Here is a 19,108-nt window from a genome sequence, read left to right as displayed (position 1 = left end):
ATGCGCAGCCTAGCCCTCGTTCCGCTCCTCGCCGCCACGGCGGCCTTCGCCGATGTGAACAGTGTCGTCGTCGACCATATCCTGCCCCGGTTCTCCACCTTTGCGGAGGCCAGTACCGACCTGTCCGAGGCCTCCGCGCAGGATTGCACCGCCGAGGCGCTGAAACCGTCGTACAACAATGCCTTCGATGCATGGATGGGGATTTCCCATCTGCAACTCGGCCCCCTGGAACAGGACGGGCGCGCCCTGACCATCGGCTTCTGGCCGGACAAGCGCGGCATGGTGGATTCCACCGTCGAAAAGATGGTGAAGAGCGAGAATGCAGCTGTCGCCTCTCCCGAGGAGTTTGCGGAGGTCTCCATCGCCGTGCGCGGCCTTTTTGCGCTGGAGCGGCTGCTCTACGATCCCGAACTCGCCGGATATGGCCGGGGCGATTATTCATGCGCCCTGGTGCAGGCGATCAGCGGCGATCTTGCCCGTGTGGCCGGGGAGATGAACGCGGAATGGCAAGACTACGCCAAGGTGCTGCGGACCGCCGGGGAGCCCGGGAACACCGAGTATCTGGACAAGGCCGAGGCGGCACAACGTCTCTACACCGCGCTGCTCTCCGGTCTCGAGTTCGACGAGGACAGCCGCATCGGACGCCCGCTCGGCACCTTTGACCGCCCCCGTCCCGCCCGCGCCGAGGCACGCCGCTCCGGACGCTCCCTGCGCAACGTCGTCCTGTCTCTGGAAGCCCTGCGCGATCTCGCCCGCGCCCTCTCGGACCGGCCGATCCCGAAGGTCGAAGCCGCCTTCGACACCGCCTTGCAGCAGGCCGCCGAGCTGGAGGACCCGGTCTTCGCCAGCGTCGACGATCCGATGGGCCGGCTCAAGGTCGAGGTTCTGGGACAGTCCATCGGCTTCGTCCGGGAGGCCGTCGAAGGCGAGATCGGCGCGGCGCTGAACCTCACCGCCGGTTTCAATTCGGCTGACGGAGACTGACCCATGCGCCGACGCAACTTTCTTGGGGCGCTGCTGGCCTCCTCCACCTTGCCCGCCGTCAGTTGGGCCGATGCCGGAAGCCCCGCCTTCGTCGCCGCGGCGCAGGAGCCGGACGGGGGCTATGCCCTCTTCGGCCTGTCGGAACTGGGCGAGGACCTGTTCCGCATCCCCCTGCCCTCACGCGGCCATGCCGCCGCTGCCCATCCTCATGCGCCGGAGGCCGTCGCCTTTGCCCGCCGCCCGGGCACTTTCGCGCTGGTCATCGACTGCGTGTCCGGAGAGGTGGCCCACCGGCTGGAATCGCCCGAGGGGCGGCATTTCTACGGGCACGGCGCGTTCCTGCAGGACGGCGGCCTGCTGTGCACGACGGAGAATGACATCACGACCGGCGAAGGGGTGATCGGCCTGTGGTCCCGTGCCGAAGGGTATCGCAGGGTTGGCGAACTCCGCTCCGGCGGCATCGGGCCACATGAACTCATCCGCCTGCCGGGCGATGTGCTTGCCGTGGCGAACGGCGGCATCCTGACGGACCCGACGCAGGGCGATGGCCGCGAGAAGCTCAACATCGACACGATGATGCCGAACCTAGCCTACGTCACTTTGGACGGGGTGCAGGAGATCGTGGAACTCGATCCAGACCTTCACAAGAACTCCATCCGTCACCTCGCGACGGACGGCGAGACGGTGGCCTTTGCAATGCAGTGGGAGGGCGAGTTGCCCGATCCGGTGCCTCTCCTGGGACTTCACAAGCGCGGGCAGACGCCGGTTCTGGCCTCCGCCCACCTTGCCGAGCAACTGGCGATGGACGGCTACGCCGGGAGCATCGCGGTTGACGGCGACACGGTTGCCATCACCTCGCCGCGCGGCGGGCGGGTGCATCTCTTCGGGCTGGACGGGACGTTCCGGGAGAGCCTGAAACGGACGGACCTCTGCGGCGTCGCCTCTGGTCCCTACGGGCTTGTGGCCACGGACGGGCTTGGCGGGGTGTGGAGCATCACCGCCAAGGGGCTCACACCGCAGGTGAAGGCAAACCGCGCCTGGGACAACCACCTCGTGCGCATCGGCTGAAACCGGCGCACCGCAGCCCCGGACGTGCTCCGGGACCTCAACGCAAACAAAAGCCCCGCCGACTGACGTTGGCGGGGCTTTCCATTTCGGTCACCTGGCGTTTCAGCCGATGATCGCGTTCAGCGTCTTCGACGGGCGCATCACCGCGGCGGTCTTGGCCGCGTCGCCGTGGTAGTATCCGCCAAGGTCGACCGCCTTGCCCTGCTCCGCCGCCAGTTCGCCGACGATGGCCGCTTCGCCTTCGGTCAAGGCCTTGGCGATGGGAGCGAAGTGCGCCGACAGTTCGGTGTCCTCGGTCTGCGTTGCCAGAGCCTCGGCCCAATAGCGGGCGAACCAGTAATGACTGTCGCGGTTGTCCGGCTCACCGACCTTGCGGGACGGGCTGCGATCATGGTCGAGGATACCTTGCGTCGCCATGTCCACAGCATTGCCCAGCACGCGGGCCTTCTCGTTGCCTTTCTGGTCCGCGAGGAACTTGAAGCTCTCGCCAAGCGCGCAGAACTCGCCCAGCGAGTCCCAGCGCAGGTGGTTCTCTTCCATCAACTGCTGCACGTGCTTCGGCGCGGAGCCGCCCGCGCCGGTCTCGAACAGGCCGCCGCCGTTCATCAGCTTGACGATGGAGAGCATCTTGGCGGAGGTCGCCAGTTCGAGGATCGGGAAGAGGTCCGTCAGGTAGTCACGCAGCACGTTGCCGGTGATCGCGATGGTGTTCTCACCCTTGGTGATGGTTTCGAGCGAGGCGATGGTGGCTTCACGCGGGGCCATGATCTCGAACTTGTCGGCCACGCCTTTGGCCTCCAGGATCGGCTTGACGTATTCGATCAGTTCGGCGTCGTGCGCGCGGTTGGCATCCAGCCAGAAAATCGCACGGTAGCCGGTGGCCTTCTGACGGTCGATGGCGAGGTTCACCCAGTCTTCGATCGGCGCCTTGCGGGCCGAGGCGGAGCGCCAGATGTCGCCCGCTTCGACGGCGTGCGAATGCAGCACGGTGCCATCGGCGAGGATCATCTTCACGGTGCCCGCCTCGGGGATCTCGAAGGTGGTCGGGTGCGAGCCGTATTCCTCGGCCTTCTGCGCCATCAGGCCAATGTTCTGCACGGTGCCGGCGGTGGCCGGGTTCAGCTTGCCATTCGCCTTGAAGAACTCGATGGCCGCGTCATAGACCGGCGCATAGGAGTTGTCCGGGATCACGCAGTTGGTGTCGTGCTCCTTGCCGTCCGGGCCCCAGCCCTTGCCGCCCGCGCGGATCAGTGCCGGCATGGAGGCGTCGATGATGACGTCGGAGGGCACGTGCAGATTGGTGATGCCCTTGTCGGAGTTTACCATGTACATCGGCGGGCGCTGTGCGGTCACGGCCTCGATGGCGGCCATGATCTCCGCGTCGTCCTTGACCTTGTCGAGCAGCGCACCCATGCCGCCGTTCGGGTTCACACCCAGCTCCTTCATCTTGTCGCCGTACTGCTCGAAGACCGGCTTGAGCCAGGCCTTGACCGCATGGCCGAAGATGATCGGGTCGGAGACCTTCATCATCGTCGCCTTCATGTGCAGCGAGAACAGGGTGCCTTCGGCCTTAGTCTTTTCGATCTCGGACTCGAGGAAGGCATCCAGCGCCTTCGCGCTCATGAAGGTCGCATCAACCACTGTTCCTGCCGGGTAGGAGACGCCCTCTTTCAGGACGGTCTCGCCGGAGGCGGTCTCGAGCACGATCTTCGCCGTGGCGGCGTCCTTCAGCGTGGCGGAAACCTCGTTCGAGAAGAAGTCGTTGCCGCCCATCGCCGCAACGCGGGTCTTGGACGCGGAAGTCCACTCGCCCATGCGGTGCGGGTTGTTCTGAGCAAAGCTCTTCACGGCGGCGGCGGCGCGGCGGTCGGAGTTGCCCTCGCGCAGAACCGGGTTCACCGCGGACCCCTTGATGGTGTCATACTTGGCGCGGACGGCCTTCTCCTCGTCAGAAGACGGCTCATAGGGATAATCCGGCAGCGCGTAGCCCTGCGCCTGCAATTCCTTCACGGCGGCCACGAGTTGCGGCTCGGACGCGGAGATGTTCGGCAGTTTGATGACGTTTGCGTCGGGCCGTTTGACCAGCTCGCCCAGCGCGGCGAGGTCGTCGGAGATGCGCTGCTCTTCGGTCAGGTAGTCCGGGAAGGTCGCAATGATGCGCCCGGCGAGGGAGATGTCCTTCGTGCCGACGGAGACACCGGCGGCGCTGGCGAAGGACTGGATGATCGGCAGGAAGGAGGCGGAGGCCAGTTCCGGCGCTTCGTCGACCTTGGTGTAGATAATATCGGGCGTGTTCTGATCAGACATCTGTACCAATCCTTTCATCGGTTACCCCTGCCTTAAGCCATGAAAGACAGGTTTTCCAGCGCGACGGCGCCAGGGTGGCGGCGCATTTCGTCGCGGTTGTATGCAATGGAATACCGAAAATCCAGCCGAATTTTCTGCGCCGCCGCATTTCGACGGAAAGTCAGGGCTTCCAGAGCAGGGTCTGGTTGCCGCCGAGTTTGGAAAACGACAGCGGGCGACGTTCATTGGCCATCTCCCGCGCCTCGCGGTTGCCGCTGAGCAGGATGTAGGGTTCCAGCCAGGCAAGCTGGAAATCGTCGAGCGTGTGGGTGCCGTCGAAGAAGCTCTGAACCTGCCCGGTGATGGCCTCGGTCTTGCTGCCATTGGCAAGGTCCGAGAGCGTAAACGCCGCAGCCCGGTCCAGTGCGTTGTCGCATCGGTCCTTCAGGGACACGCCCTGGCGCTCCAGAACCAGCACCGCCGTCGCCAGGGGGGCCATGGCGTACAGCTGGTAGTGCAGCGCATATTTGCCCCGGGTCATCTCCTGCGGCAGGCTGCCGTCCTCGTTCGCCGAGCACAGAACATAGGCCGTCGACCAGACCGCCCAGCTTTGCATGACGACGTCCTGCGTCAGCGCTGCTGTCGACGCCGCCGCGAGACCGGCCCAGGCCCGCAGGTTGCCGGAGGCCGCACCCGGCGGGGCGTCCTCCCAGAACCGCATCTGCGCCTCCATGCGGCGCGAGAGCCAGGCCCGGATATCCTCCAGCCCGGTGTAGTCCGTGCTGTAGAACATCGCCTTGCCCGCGATGATCGCGAAACCGGCCAGACGCGATCCGATGGTCAGGCGCGTCGTCTCCGACCCCATGTCGGACAGCGCGCCGGCCCGCGCCCACTCGGCCATCTGGCCGATGATGCAGTTGGCGCGGCGCTTCCTGGCCTCCGGTTTGGCCTCCATCATCTGGTCCAGGTCGGTGGCAAGGTCCCGGATGAAATCGTCGAGCGGTTTCAGCGCCGCCTCGGTCTCCGCCTCCACCTCCTCGTTCAGCGTCGCCCGGGCGTCGCCACTCCCTGCATAGCGGCTTTCGAAGGCAAGGCTAACGACAGGCGCGGGCGCGGCAGGGCAACTGTCCTGCGCTTGCACCACGTTGGCGGCGGCAAGGAAACTCAGGGCGAGGAAGGGCAGAGGAAGGCGCATCATGTTCTTGACTGGTCAGAGGTCGGCGGCGGCGGCAATCAGCCGGGCCAGGTCTGCGGCCCGCGGGTTGCGGGCCGCTTCGGCCCGGGACAGCCAGTCGAGCGCCGCCCTCGTATCACGCGCCACGCCGAGACCAAACCCCAGACTCATGCCCAATTCGACCATCGCCTCGTCCTGCCCGCCTTCTGCGGCCAGCGTCATCCAATGGGCCACCTCTGCAAGATCGGCAAACGTCTTCGCCCCGGCCTTCAACAGCATCGCATATTCGTACCGCGCCGCCGCATCGCCCGCCTTCGCCGCACGCTGGTAGAGCGCCGTCATGTCGCGACCATCGGCCAGCGCAGCCTGCACCGCGGTGTCGGCAATGCGGACCATGTGAAGACGCTCGATGAGGGTCTGGCCCTCGGCCTCGTCCAGCATCGCTCCAAGCAAGGACGCCGCCCGCTCCGGATCGAAACCCGGCAGGTCAGGGTCAGCGGTGAGGTGGTAGAGGCGCAGCGGTGCAACTGGATCGCCATCCCGCAGGCTCCGCGCGATGACCGCGTCCGGCGTCGGAGCGGCCCCCTTGTCGAACATGGCCATCTGTTCATCCGTCAGCCGCAGCTTCGACAGGATGTGCCCGCCGTCGAAGGCCAGCGTCACGCCGCGCCAATGCTGCACCATCGCCGCATCGCCCCGGATGGCATAGGCATCCCCGATCTCGTCCGCGTCCTTGTTGCCGCAGTTCATCAGCGAGACGGCGCGGTCGATGTAGTCGTCCACCTTGCTGTCCGGCAGGAAGGGGATGGCGAACATCAGGGCGAGGAAGTCGCCACGCTGCTCGATCACATCGCGGAATTCCTCGTACACAATCCGGGCGCTTTCCAAGTAATCCGCCGCGCTGGCGCTTTTCGCGATCAGCCGCGACTTCAGCCGGATCGACGCGCCTTCGCCTCGCACTCCGGCCATGGTCAGCATGTGCAGCATCTCCCTGGCGACCTCGGGATCGCGGGCCATGTCCTCGGTCAGCGCCACGGAGAGGTCCAACGCCGTGGTCACGCCATTGTTGAGATACACCCGGCGGAAGAACTCGATGGCGAGGTCCCATTCGGCGGCCGATTGGGCGAGGTCCAGTTCCATCCGCCCAAAGCTTTCCAGCGCCTTGTCCGATGCGCTGATCTTCCGCGCCCAGTAGCGCAGCGCCTGATCGGCGGTCAGCGGATCGGACTGCAACCTCTGGCCCATCTCCGCCCGTGCCTGTGTGTGGCCCTGCAAGGCATGGGTCTGCAACCGCGCGAGCCGCTCCGGCGAGCGGAACGGCGAGAGCGTCAGCGCATCTCCGGCACTCAGGTCCACCGCCGGATCGAAAGTCGCGGCGTAGGTATCCGACCAGTGGGTCGCCTCCGCCATGCGAGGCGCGTCGTTGACCTGGCAGCGATAGAGGGCATTCAGCCGGTCCATGGAGGACGCCATGCCGAACCGCTCGACCGTCTCCAGCAGCAGGCTTTCCACGCGGGCCACGGTTGCCGGATCGTCGCGATAGCGCACCAGCATCTCGGCCAGCATCTGCATGCCCTGCTCGTCGCCACGCCGCACCGCTTCTTCCAGCAGGTCCAGCGCCTCCGCCTCGGCCTTCCACCGACCCTGCCGCTCGATCAGCTCCTTCGCCAGATCGGTGAAGACAAAGCCCGGCGCCTGCGGGATCAACGCCAGTTCGCGCAGGTACTGCAGGCGCAGGCTGTCCTCGTTGATGACCAGCCCGTTGATCTTCAACCCAAGCTCCAGATAGGGGATCAGGCTCCGATGCACGCGGCGGCGGTCCTGATCGTGATTGAAGCCGAGGATATCCTGCAGATCGTCCTCCGTGATGGCGCCACTGGCAAGCAGAAGGCTCGTCTGCCGGTCGTCCGGGGCCACGCCCAATTCCCTCGCCCGGGCAAGGTAATGGCGCATCTCGTCGAGGTCCTTCTGATCGCCGTCAGCGTTCAGGTGATACTCGACGACCCGCCATGCGGCCTCGGCCCCGCCCATGTCAGCGGCGAACCGGCGCCAGGCCTTGGCGATCTGAGGGTTGGCGATGACGAGATCACCCTTGATGTATTCCTGTGCGATCCGCTCGGCGCGGGCGCAGACACCGGGGTTCAACTCCCCCAGAAGCCCGCCAAACGCCATGGTCACCGTCAGGTCCAGCGGCGCGTCCCAGCCGTCGACACGCTCGCCCTGCGAGAGCATCTGCGCGATCTGCGCCAGCGCCCGGGCATTGCCGCCGAAGGCCGCCTCGCGCACCATCTCGGTTGCGAAGGCCTGATCGACCGGCACCCCGCTCCCGTCGGCATAGTAGCGCGCCAACGTCAATTTCTGGTTGTTGGTCAACTCTCCCACCCGCGCCCGAAGCTGCGGGATCAGGGCGCGGGCCTGCAGGTCGTCCATACGGCGGGCACGCAGATGCAGGGTGATCCGGTCGAACCTCTGGTCGATCTCCGTATAGGCCGGGTCCAGCCGCCCGTGCCAGGCGATCAGCGCGTCAATGAAATCGAACCAGCGGGCGGCGTCCTCACGTTGCAGGCGCCGGATGTCACGCGTGAGGAAGTCGATGCGCAGATCGTCGGTCAGTTCGATCTCGCCCAGCCCCTGCTCGGTGTTGACATCTCCTTCGCCTGGCGGTGGCGCGTTGCAGACGTTGCGGGGGGCGATGTTCGGCGGCAGGAACTCGATGGGCAGCGGGTCGGCCTGCCCGGCAAACGGCAGCAGACACAGGACGGCGGCAAGCAGACGGCGCATCAGTTCACCTCCCCCGGCAGGCAGGCGAACAGCCGCGCGTCCGGTCCGGGACGGCCGTCGAAGGTGATCTCGATGGATGTGGCACCAGACTCGGCAAGCCCGCTCAGAGGTACGTAGAAGCGTCCGGTCAAGTGAGCATCCTCGTTTCGGTACACATGCCGAACGCGGCGCAAACCGCGCTCATCCATGAAGGCCACATGTACGGCACCCGGGATGCCATCCGCGTCGATCAGCAGCATGTCGGGCGTCTCCGGCAGCCGGGTCAGGTCCGCTTCGAGCGGCGCACGATTGCCGGAAGCCATCATCGGAACGGACACCGTGCACGCGCCAGAGGCGGCGGCGATGACTTCCCGAATCGGCTGGTCGCCGGTCTGCGCCAGGTTTTCCCAAACCGGGTGTTCCCAGACAAGAACGTCGGGTTTGAAAACCCGGTAGGCGTCGGACGTCAGGTAGCTGGAGAGCGCCGCGAACGGGCCGCCTCCCGGTGCGCTGTAGACCGCGACCGACAGGCCGCTGGCCTCCTGCAGCAGCGCGGGCAGATTCGTCACCGGCTCGCCGGTCATCTCGGTTCCGACCAGCGCAATGCGGGCCGTGTCCCCGTCCAGCAACGCCCCCGGCGCCTTGTCGTCGGCACTCATGATCCGGAGGGCGATGGGGTGCGGCAAGGTCGAGCCGCAGCTCTCCTGCAGGTCGAGCCGCATGGCGGAGTCGATCTGCACCGCCTCGCCCGCGATCACCGGAAAGGCTGCCCCGGGCAAAGAAAGCCGCGTCGTCACCTGCGCCGCGATCGCCTGTGCCAGAGCCCGCGCACCATGCGGCGTGAGGCGCGGATCGGGACCGAAGTACGCAGGTTCCACAAGGGACGCCGACGCCAGTGCCGCGCGGGCATCCACAACCGCGACACCGGCCCGTTCCAAAGCCTGCAGGCCAAGGTCATGAACCGTCGTCGCCACGTCGATGTCGAAGCCGAGATAGCGCGCCATAGGTGGCAATTGCCAAGGCTGACCAAGGGCTTTCGACGGTATCGGCAGGTAGACCAGGGTCACGCCCTGCGACGCGAGCGCCTCGGACAGGGCTGCGATCTGCATCACGTTCCCGTCCGTCAGCCCCTGCACCATCATCAGGTCCGGATCGACACGGTAGAACATGCCGCCGTCCCCCTCGACCGCCGGCAGGGCGTCGGAGTCCACCAACCCTTCGCAGCCATAGGCCGAGGATTGCGCATGCCCCGGCGCGGCCACGCACAGCAGAGCAAGCAGCGACAGCGCCGCGCCCGCCTTCACCTCATTGATCCATCGTGCCATGGGACAGCCCCCGCTTCCCGTTTTCATGTCCTGCCGTTACCCACCTGGCGCGTCTTTCGTCTCCATCAGGGCCAGCAGGTTCTCCGCCGTCGTCATGATCCCGAGATGCCGCGACTGCGCCGCCTGCTCGAGCAGACCTTTCGCCCGGTTCCGGGCCTCTGCCGACAGGTCCTGCTGCTCCAGCAAGACCATCGCCATGCGCAGTTCCACCTTGCCGTCGGCATTTTCCTCGCCCTGTGCGAGGATCTTCGCCCGGGTTCTGTCACTCAAGGCCCCGAACAGCTTGCCCTCACCATTGAAATCCACCACGGCGTCCAGCGCCAGGGTGTTTCCCGCCCAGGCATGGGCATAGAGCACCTTGATATAAAGCCGGATCCGGTCCCGCGACTCGGTTTCGGGATCGAGCCGCGTCATGGCGGCAATCATGTCCGGCAGGGTCCAGACCCGCCCGGCCCCGACCGCGATGGCGCTGTAATACGCCACATCGGAGGCCGCGGTCACCGCCCGGCCCTGCGCGATCAGCCGACGGACATAACGCTGCGCGGCGAGGCCGTCGCCCATGTCCGCCAGACGGCGCAGGGCCTCGTCGCTGACCTCGGCGTTCTGGTGCATCGCGGTGCGGGCGCGGACGAGATCCGCCGACAGGCCCTTCATGCTGCGCCGGTCCGGCGTGACGGTCACGCTGATCTGGCGGGTCTCGGCGCTGTCAGTGAACGGCAGCGGGATGACCTGCGCGCTCGCCTGACCGGCGAGGAGGACCAGAAGGACGGAAAGCAGCCTCATTGCCAGCGGCCCTCGGAACAATCCGGGGCGACCAGAGCCTCCGGGAACACCGTTTCCGACGCACTCAGCACCATCGGGCTGCGGCCCCGCAGGTCGCGGGCGAAATCGCGGTTGCGCGGGGTGATGTCGCCATCCACCAAGCGCGGCAACTGGTTGGAGAAATCATTGCCGGACATCAGGATCTGCGCCCCGGTGGCCGTTGCCAGACCGGCTTCATTGCCGCGCAGCACGTTGCCGGAAATCAGCGTCTGCGCGCCCTTCGGCTGCGCCGAGATCCAGATCCCCGCGCTGCCGCTGCCGGAGATGGTGTTGCCTTCGATCAGCACGCCGTCGCTGGAACGGATGTCGATGCCCTTCTGACGGCTGTTCAGGACGACATTGTCGCGCACCACGCCGCAGCGGGTGCGCTGGTACTTGATCGCGCCGCCGGAGCGCCGCCAGATCACGTTGCCGCTCACTTCGACACGGTCGGAGGAGCCCTGCACGAGAATGCCGGAGCGGTCCCCGTCGAGCAGCACGTTGCCCTTCACAACGGCCTTGTCGGAGCCAGCCAGCACCCGCACCGCGTTGGTCGGACCCTTGCCGAAGAACAGGTTGCCTTCCAGATGGGCTTCCGTGGCGGAGGACAGCAGCAGCGCGTTGTTGCGCATGTTGTAGAAGCGGTTGCCATTGATGACCGATCCGGCAGTCCCGTTGACCGAAACCGTCTGGAGGTCCTCGAAATGACTGCCCAGGATGCGCGTGTCGCCGGTGGAGGGCATGAGCGCATGGGCGACCACGGAAACGCCTGAGAACTTGGGTGTGTTGCCGAAGCCGAGCCCCTGGAAACTCGCGCCCACGGCGTCGAGAGACCCGCCACCGCCGATCGTCAGAAAGGGCACGAAGTCCTTGCTGGTCGGGTTGGGACCGCCGGTTGCGGCGATCCGGGCACCGTCGATCTCGACCCGGCCGAAACTGATGATGAAGGCGCCGTCGGGACGGCTCATCGCCAGCCGGTCGTCCGGGCCAAGGCGCAGTACCGTGTCCTGCCAGAGGACGACCGGGATGCGCAGGATGTCCTGCCCCGGGCGCATGTCGGACTGCAGACCCAGCGCACGCAGCGATTGGCGGATCAGGTCGAGCGTCACGATGCCGCCCCGGAACGTCAGGGCGTCGGTGTTCTGTTCCGGGTGGGCCAGCAGGATGTCGAGATTGTCCTGGCCGCCGTGCACCTGCGTCAGCAGCGCCAGCGCTGTCCGGAAGGTCTCGACGGTCGCCACCGCCTCGGGGTGCTGGGCAAATGCCTCGTCGGACGCGACGACCTGCGGGTTTCCGGTCCTCGGCAAGTCCTCCGTCAGCCCCGAGAGGCCAGCCTGCATCAGGAGTTGCGACAGGGACAACTGACGGGCGGCGGGATTGCGGTCCAGAAGGTCGGACAGATCCTGCAATTTCTTGTCCAGGGCAAGAAGCTGGAAATCCGGCGCCGCGCGTGCGGAGCCGGGCGCCAGCAGGCTGGCGCAGAACAGGGTCGCGGCCAGACAGGTCGCGACAAAGATCTGCGCCCGCGCCCTAGCCATTGCCGACCATCGGCAGGGGCACTGCCCCGATGTCGAGTTTCTCGAGTGTCACGAAGAGCAGTTCCGCCTTGTCCTCGCCGCTGTTGACGATACGAACCTCGCCGTTCTCGTCGGCATAGATGCGGCCGCCCTCGGTCGCGGTCTTGCTCCAGCCCGGACCGGATGCGTGGACCTGTCCCTGCACCACGATGACCTGCCGGTTGCGCGGACCCTTGTCGAGGATGACTGTCCGGCCGACCTCGATCTCCGCCGTCCCGAGGTGGAAGTTGTCGGACTTCACCAGCTTGGCGATTTCCTTCTGCTTCTCGAAGGGCACCATGGCGGGCTTGGCCTCGGCATGGACCTCGGTTTCGGTCCGGCTCTGCGCCTTGAGCTGTTCCACGATCTTCTTGACGTTCTGCGTCTCGTCCATCTTCGCCACGAGGAGCGCGTCCGGCGTGTCGATGACGATGATGTCCGTCAGGCCGACGACGGAGACGAGACGGCTGTCCGCCCGCACCATAGTGTTCATCGCGTCGAGCGCGATGACGTCGCCCTGCAGCACGTTGCCGTTCATGTCGCGCGGCGAGATGTTGTACATGGCCAGCCAGCTGCCGACGTCGTCCCAAGTCACGTCGAGCGGCGCGAGCACGATGCGGTCGGTCTTCTGGAAGACGACGCCTTCGGTCGGCTCGCCTGCGGCTTCGGCGAAATCCGCCTCGTTGAGGTAGAGCGCTTCCGGCGTTTGCGAGCCGAACTCGACCGAGTCGGCGACGTAGGCCGCGGTGCGCGGGTCGAACTTGGCGTATTCTTCGATGATGGTCGCTGCGGAGAACATCGACAGGCCGGAGGCCCAGTAGGCCGCCTGCGAGTCGATCAGCGCCTGCGCCTCCTCCGCCGGGGGCTTCTCGACGAAGCCGCCGACGCGGCGGATGTTGTCGTAGCCCTCCATTGGCCCGGCATCGGTGATGTAGCCAAAGCCGGTCTCCGCATAGCGCGGCGGAATGCCGAAGGTGATGATGTGCCCGGCCTGCGCGGCCGGGATGCAGGCCTCGATCGTCTCGGTCAGAGGTCCGGAGATGATGTGATCGGCGGGCACCACGACAAAGAGGGCGTTGGGGTCCTTGCGGGAGATCGCATGCGCGGCGGCCAGCACGGCGGGGCCGGTGTTGCGGCCCATCGGCTCGCAGATGATCTGGGCGTTCGACTGGATCTCGCGCAGCTGCTTGACCACCGTGCCGCGATGGGTGACGCCGGTGACGATCACGGGGTCATTGTAGATCGGCCCGGTGTGCCGCTGCACGGCGACCTGGAAGAAGGTCGACGATTCGGGTCCGCTGATCTTCTGGAACTGCTTCGGGCTCTGGGTCCGCGACAGCGGCCACAGGCGGGTGCCTTTGCCACCGCAGATGATCAGGGGATAGATCGTGGTCATGACGATGCCTCGTTTCCTGTTGCTCAGAGCCAGGGCAGGCTCTTCGACAGCCGCAGCCTTGCGGATTTGCCGATATCCTCGCTAGTCAGAGCACCGTCTACGGGAACAAGGGTCACAGGGATGTACAGGTCACCGCGCATACTGGCCGCGGTGGTCGCTTCGCTGGCGATGACATTGACGCGCACACTGCGCCCGTCATTCAGATCCATGGTGACCACGTCTCCGTTCATCGCCCTGTTCAGTCCCTCGATACTCATCAGAGTCTGCGCTCTGATTTCAGAAGTATTAACGAAAATTGTCAGAATTAAGTCTGTTTGAAGGACTGTTGCGCCCTCATTTATTCCTTGCGAAACAACAGCTTCACAGTCGCACGGCATGGTGAAATTCAGCACGTCGCCGGTGTTTGCGTTAATGGAAAACAGCACCTCTCCCTTGCCTGCGGAGGGGTTCAGATAGCTGATCTGGCCGGGCGCCGTCGCGCGCATCATCTGGCCGGCCTGTTCGATGAAAACCGGGTGCATCTCATGCCCGGTGGTGTAGCGCTTGAACAGCACGAAGGCTGCAGCGAGGATCAGCAGGCCGGAGACTGCGGCGACGGAAATGGAGCGGACCCGATCCGCAATCGACGCCTTGGCCGCCTCGCCCTTGGCCTTCTTCGGCTCCAGCGGGCCGGTGTAGCTGACCATGCCGTCGAGGGTCACGAAATCGCCCGCGATGAAGCTGTTGAGGATGTAGCGCAACTGCGGCAGGTGGTGGCCCGTGGGATGGGCGAACTGGAACACGGATGCGCCGTCATCGGCCTCGCTCAGCACCGTGATTTCCGGATGCAGCGTGACGGAGAAGTTCTCGAAGGCGAAATGCAGGATCGCGACGTGATGCGTGCCCTTGCCCAAGGGCGCGCCCTCGTCGCAGGTCGCATGCAGCTGCATCAGCGAGAGTTTTTCGCCGGTATACCGCTGGCCATTGATCGACAGCGAGAACGGCACGTCCAGAAGCGGATGCTCGTCGTCATAGCCAAAGTCGGGTGGCAAGGCCTTGCCCGCTGCCGGAGCCGGTTGTGCCGCGGGCTGCTCTCTCTGAGTGCCCGTCCCGTAGGCATATTGGACGCTCATACCCGACAGGAAGAACTCCTGTGGAATGGAGGACTGGGCCGGTTCGACCCGCTTCCCCATCTTTTCGGGATCCTGACTGTCAGTCCGGAAAATGTCATTTGCCATCTGGTTGCCCCCGCACCCCTAGCCCCTATTCCACCGTGTTCAGAAACATGATCGCGACAGTCAGCCAGGAGAGGGCCAACGCGTGGTGGGCAAAGGATTCCCAGGCTTTCACCCGGTCGTAGAGCGACAGCTTCACGCCGCTCCCCCCGCTGCCCTGTCGCGTCCATTTCTGTTTATCGAGGCGGAAAAGAACGAATGTCTTGATGATTGCACCGGCGATCTGTCCGAAATACAGGATCGGCGGGTGTGTGACGGGGAACCATTCCCCGTTGAAAACTGCGATGATCACGCAGAACAGGTACCGGGTCACCATGACCCAGGCGATGTAGAGCGGGATGACCGTCGGCGTGACCGTGACGGCTGCGACCAGAACCGAGATCGGCCCGACGAGCGTCGTCCACATGGACACCCGCTGGTCGAGGATCGACCACCAGGTGAAATAGCCGATCTTGCTCGGCGGCTGGCGCAGGGCGCGGCCATTGGTGCGCATCATGTTGCCGAACCAGCGGACCATGAGAGTCTTGGCGCTGTCGTAGAAGGTATCGCGCGGCTGTCCCTCGGCGGATTGCGATTGCACGTCCGGCAGGTAGGCCATCTGGTAGCCGTTGCGCAGCAGCCAGTACCAGGTCGACTTGTCGTCGCCGGTGAGGAAGTTCACGCGGCCCAGACGCCAATGGTCGAGATAGTCCTGACCCACGCCCTTGATGAACCCCGGATTGGTGGCAAGGCAGGCGCGGAAGACGGACATGCGGCCCGTCAGGGTCAGCACGCGGTTGCCGAGACCCATGGAACACATCATCACCTGCCGCTGGTTGAAGCGCAGGGTGAACCAATCCTTGAACAGGTTCTGCTTGTCGATGATCGCGGCCTCGTCCGTGGTCAGGGCCCCCATCTTCGGATCGGAGAAGAAAGGCGCGGCCTGCGCCCAGATGTCCCGCGGCACGACTGTATCGCCATCGACGAAGATCATGATGTCGTCTTTGGTCGGCGCCTTGTCCGCGAGGATGCGCAACGCCTTTTCCATGGCGTCGCGCTTGCCGGAGGATTTGATGCGGTCGATGATCAGCTCGACATTGGTCATGTCGAATTTCGACGTCTCGTAAAGCTGACGGATCAGCCGCACATCCTTGCCGTCCACGGCGGAGACCACAATCGTCGCCCCGTCCCGCGCCTTCGAGGCGGCCTCGAACAGGCGGCGGTAGACCATGATGGTGACGTCGATATCCACCATGTAGGTGGTGACCATGAAGAAGCAGTGCGAGCGCACACCGCTGTTCCAGAAGCGCGCGTTGTGACGGCGCTTCCAGATGGGATATTGAATCCGGCGGAAATAGATGGCCCGCGCAAAGTTGGTCAGCGCCCAACTGTAGCGCCAGATCCCGAGGAACCCGACGATGAAGATCGCCTTGGATCCCTCATGGATCTCCCCCAGGGCTCCCTGGGGGACAACGGACACCAGAAGGTAGATGACCGAGAAGTACGCGATATGTGTGAGGGCCATCATCACCGGCGTTACCAGCAGATGCCTTCGTACTTGTCCGAGGTCACCATGTCCCGGTGCAGGCGGGTGAGATCGACCACCGGACGCGCTTTCGACGCGGCCTTCAGCTTCTCCACGGTCTCGTTGTAGTAGTTGCCCACGAGAACGGCCCCGGCATCGTTGATGAGCTTGTCGAGGTCGCCGACGAGCCGGCTTTGCAGGTTCGGAACGCTCTCGTTGCCCCGGCCCGCGCCCGGCGTGCCGCTGTCATAGGCTTCCTTGACGAAGGGGTCGTAGATGTCGACCTCGATACCCTTGTCGATCAGCCGCGCCGCGAGGGAGATCAGCGGGCTTTCCCGCAAATCGTCGGTGCCCGGCTTGAAGCTGATACCGACGAAACCGACGCGCTTCGCGCCGCTCTTTTCGACCATCTTCTCGGCACGGGCGATCTGCGCCTCATTGGCTTCCAGCACCGCGTTCAGGAGATGCGACGGCGTGTCGTTCTGCGCCGCGAGATGACGCAGCGCCCGCACGTCCTTGGGCAGGCAGGAGCCGCCAAAGGCGAACCCTGGACGCATGAAGTAGGGCGACATTGCCGCCTTCTTGTCCGAGCACAGGATCTCCATGACCGTCTGGCCGTCGATGCCGCAGGACTTGGCGATGTTGCCGATCTCGTTGGCAAACGTCACCTTCACCGCGCGCCAGGTGTTCGAGGTGTATTTCACCATCTCAGCGGTGCGGATATCCACCTTGTTGACCGGGCAGGGCATGTCCTTGTTCAGCTCGGCGAGGATTTTGCCGGTCTGTTCGTCCATGAAGCCGAAAACAACGAGGCCCGGGTCATAGCTGTCGGCAATCGCCGTGCTCTCGCGCAGGAACTCGGGGTAGTAACCGACGCCGAAGTCCTTGCCGGCAACCTTGCCGGAGGTCGCTTCGAGAACCGGAATGCAGGCGGTTTCCGTCGAGCCCGGTACGATGGTCGAGCGGATGACGACGGAGTGATAGGCATCCTTCTGCCCCAGCGCCTTGCCGATGGTCTCGCAGACGCTCGTTACATAGGACAGACCGACGGAGCCATCCGGAGCGGAGGGCGTGCCCACGCAGACAAACGACAGGTCGGTTTCGAAAATCGCCTTGGCGAAGTCGCTGGTTGCGCGCAGCTTGCCGCTGGCCACCATTTCTCGAACGAGATCGTCGATGCCTTCCTCGACGATGGGGGACATGCCCGCATTGATTGCGTCGATCTTCCCCTGGTCGACATCGACCGCGATTACGTCATGACCGTCCTGCGCCAGGCATGCTGCCGACACGACTCCAACGTAACCAATGCCGAAGACACTGATCCTTGCCATGGTATTTGCCTCAAGTTTGTTAACACCGTCTGACGCAGTGCTTTTTGATTGGGGCCAGTATGGGGCAGAAATGTTACCTCGCAAGTTTGCCACCAAATTGCCGTTAACTTTTTGATCATTGTGGTCAAGTGGTTACAGTTGCTCGCGTTTTACCTTGCGTAAGGCGATGCCTATACGGAAGGAGTGCATTCCGGGAAAGTTCATTGGTTAACAACAGGTTAACGAGCATCCTCAATTCTGCTTGGGTGCAGTCCGACCAACTAGAGGTCGCTCATTGCACCAGATATCGTAGACTCGTATAGTTCTCTGACATCATCTGGACAGACCGCAGAAAGGACGGAAACCATGGTCACGCCCCGTCTCGCCGCCCTGTTTCTCGCGGTGACATTGCCCGCCTGCGTGCCGTCGGTGCCGGGTTTCGGCCTGTCGGATCGTGATCCGGCGGAGGCGCCGCGCGGATATGAACGCCTGTTCAGCCCGTTCGCGCACAACTTCCGGCACGCCTCGAGCGCTGACGGAGCGCCGGTCCGGCGCGGTGCGGTCTCGGAGCGGTATGAGTTGCGCACCGGCGACTGCGGCGGCAGCGACTGCGGGAACCCGCGATACCGTGCTGAGATTGCCCTGAAGGACGAGGCGCGGATCGGGCCCGTCGGCACCGAAACCTGGTTCGGATGGAGCTTCTACAATTCCACCGTCCCGAGCTTCGACCGCAAAGACTCGCTGCGGCTGGTCTTCGGGCAATGGACCATGGGCGGCGACGCCAGCCCGGCGATCCGGTTGATCCAGCTGGGCAACGATGAAGGCAACTGGTCCACCTGCCGCCCCGCGATCTGCAGCGGGCCGGAAAAGGACGCCGGTGACGTCGTGGTGCAACTGGAGGACCTGCGCCGGACGTTCGACTGGGGCGAGACGGAGAACGACGGCTATGTCTGCCGCCTGTTCGACATGGCCGCGAGCCGGGGGCGATGGGTCGACCTAGTGATGCAGACGAATTTCTCGCAGAATACCGACGGCTACCTGCGGGTCTGGGTCAACGGCGTGCTGAAATGTGACTACTCCGGGCCGATCCTCTCTCCGAACAGCCTGTTCGAAGGCAATCGGCCGGGACACCGGCGCGGTATCTTTTCCAGCTATACGAGCCGGTGGGACGAGACCCACGGCACCCGCCCGAAGCCGACGCTGGTGGTCTATTACGATGAATTCCGGATCGGAAAGTCGCGGGCGGAAGTCGACCCCGCAATGCTCGAAGCGGCGGGCGCCAGCGCGGTGGATTAAACCGCGAGGCGGACGGTGGTGCCGTCCGGATACTTGAAGACGATCGCATTGCCGACGCGGCTGACCTGCGCCTTCCCCGCGAAACGCCCGGTCTGCGGGACGATTTTCATGACGGCTTCATCCGCCAGCGGCAGAATGGCAAGGGATTGGGTCGGGACCGTGTGGCAGTCGGTACGCATCAGGGGGCAGCTCCTGTTATGTCAAAGCAAAGGGCGGGCAGCCTTCCGGCCAACCTTGGTCAAGGACGTCAGCCGGGCAGATCGGCTTTGTCGAAAACCCTTGCGAGAACCACGCGGTCGAGGACTGCAAGGGCGACCATGGCAAGAAGAAACACCATCACTTTGCTCCATTTCTTTTTGCCCCCAAACCCGGGTTCGAGCAATATCATTCGGGGCGGGAATGTGGCGAAATTTCTGAAATTTGGCCGGAATTGG

The 19,108-nt window shown here is 64.7% G+C and carries 15 protein-coding genes; 3 read left to right on the top strand and 12 right to left on the bottom strand.

Annotated elements, in window-relative coordinates:
• Together ACP159_RS16390 and ACP159_RS16385 are read left to right on the top strand one after the other, a co-directional pair.
• Complete coding sequence (locus ACP159_RS16390; RefSeq protein ID WP_425100804.1) at nt 1-984, top strand: imelysin family protein; 984 nt, start codon at nt 1-3, stop codon at nt 982-984.
• 3 nt (nt 985-987) lie between these two features.
• On the top strand, nt 988-2,052 hold the full coding sequence (locus tag ACP159_RS16385; RefSeq protein ID WP_425100803.1) for a DUF1513 domain-containing protein: 1,065 nt from the start codon (nt 988-990) through the stop codon (nt 2,050-2,052).
• A gap of 102 nt (nt 2,053-2,154) precedes the next feature.
• Here ACP159_RS16385 and ACP159_RS16380 read toward each other — a convergent pair whose 3' ends face one another.
• The 10 genes from ACP159_RS16380 to ACP159_RS16335 form a co-directional block, all read right to left on the bottom strand.
• Nucleotides 2,155-4,359, bottom strand: a complete 2,205-nt coding sequence (locus ACP159_RS16380) for an NADP-dependent isocitrate dehydrogenase (protein ID WP_425100802.1) — start codon at nt 4,357-4,359, stop codon at nt 2,155-2,157.
• A gap of 160 nt (nt 4,360-4,519) precedes the next feature.
• Nucleotides 4,520-5,536, bottom strand: coding sequence for an alginate lyase family protein (locus tag ACP159_RS16375; protein ID WP_425100801.1), 1,017 nt, complete (start codon nt 5,534-5,536; stop codon nt 4,520-4,522).
• A gap of 12 nt (nt 5,537-5,548) precedes the next feature.
• Nucleotides 5,549-8,293 (bottom strand): hypothetical protein, encoded by a 2,745-nt coding sequence (locus tag ACP159_RS16370; protein ID WP_425100800.1) that lies wholly within the window; start codon nt 8,291-8,293, stop codon nt 5,549-5,551.
• Complete coding sequence (locus tag ACP159_RS16365; RefSeq protein ID WP_425100799.1) at nt 8,293-9,597, bottom strand: alginate O-acetyltransferase AlgX-related protein; 1,305 nt, start codon at nt 9,595-9,597, stop codon at nt 8,293-8,295. Before ACP159_RS16365 ends, ACP159_RS16370 begins: the two co-directional genes overlap by 1 nt.
• A gap of 36 nt (nt 9,598-9,633) precedes the next feature.
• The gene (locus ACP159_RS16360; RefSeq protein WP_425100798.1) at nt 9,634-10,380 is read right to left on the bottom strand and encodes a hypothetical protein; all 747 of its coding nucleotides are present in this window, start codon (nt 10,378-10,380) and stop codon (nt 9,634-9,636) included.
• Nucleotides 10,377-11,936, bottom strand: coding sequence for a NosD domain-containing protein (locus ACP159_RS16355; protein WP_425100797.1), 1,560 nt, complete (start codon nt 11,934-11,936; stop codon nt 10,377-10,379). The genes ACP159_RS16360 and ACP159_RS16355 overlap by 4 nt, the downstream gene beginning before the upstream one ends.
• A complete protein-coding gene (locus ACP159_RS16350; RefSeq protein WP_425100796.1) occupies nt 11,929-13,350 on the bottom strand; it encodes a mannose-1-phosphate guanylyltransferase in 1,422 nt (473 codons plus the stop codon). The genes ACP159_RS16355 and ACP159_RS16350 overlap by 8 nt, the downstream gene beginning before the upstream one ends.
• 23 nt (nt 13,351-13,373) lie before the next feature.
• Nucleotides 13,374-14,462 carry a hypothetical protein gene (locus ACP159_RS16345; RefSeq protein ID WP_425100795.1) on the bottom strand — a complete coding sequence of 363 codons (1,089 nt, stop codon included), beginning with the start codon at nt 14,460-14,462 and terminating at the stop codon, nt 13,374-13,376.
• 130 nt (nt 14,463-14,592) lie between these two features.
• Nucleotides 14,593-16,071: a glycosyltransferase gene (locus ACP159_RS16340; RefSeq protein ID WP_425100794.1), complete on the bottom strand. Its 1,479-nt coding sequence runs from the start codon at nt 16,069-16,071 to the stop codon at nt 14,593-14,595.
• A gap of 8 nt (nt 16,072-16,079) precedes the next feature.
• On the bottom strand, nt 16,080-17,399 hold the full coding sequence (locus tag ACP159_RS16335; protein WP_425100793.1) for a nucleotide sugar dehydrogenase: 1,320 nt from the start codon (nt 17,397-17,399) through the stop codon (nt 16,080-16,082).
• A 345-nt stretch (nt 17,400-17,744) separates the two neighbouring features.
• Between ACP159_RS16335 and ACP159_RS16330 the strand changes: the two genes are divergently transcribed.
• Nucleotides 17,745-18,674 carry a heparin lyase I family protein gene (locus ACP159_RS16330; protein WP_425100792.1) on the top strand — a complete coding sequence of 310 codons (930 nt, stop codon included), beginning with the start codon at nt 17,745-17,747 and terminating at the stop codon, nt 18,672-18,674.
• Here the strand turns inward: ACP159_RS16330 and ACP159_RS16325 are convergent.
• Both ACP159_RS16325 and ACP159_RS16320 read right to left on the bottom strand, forming a co-directional pair.
• Nucleotides 18,671-18,853 carry a hypothetical protein gene (locus ACP159_RS16325; protein ID WP_425100790.1) on the bottom strand — a complete coding sequence of 61 codons (183 nt, stop codon included), beginning with the start codon at nt 18,851-18,853 and terminating at the stop codon, nt 18,671-18,673. The genes ACP159_RS16330 and ACP159_RS16325 overlap by 4 nt on opposite strands.
• A gap of 68 nt (nt 18,854-18,921) precedes the next feature.
• Nucleotides 18,922-19,062, bottom strand: a complete 141-nt coding sequence (locus tag ACP159_RS16320) for a hypothetical protein (RefSeq protein WP_425100789.1) — start codon at nt 19,060-19,062, stop codon at nt 18,922-18,924.
• Between the last annotated feature and the right edge of the window lie 46 nt (nt 19,063-19,108).

The sequence above is a fragment of the Tropicibacter sp. S64 genome (assembly GCF_049803835.1).
Taxonomy (GTDB): Bacteria; Pseudomonadota; Alphaproteobacteria; order Rhodobacterales; family Rhodobacteraceae; genus Pacificoceanicola.
Note: the sequence above shows the minus strand (reverse complement) of the source record. Positions and strands in the feature narration are given on the sequence as shown.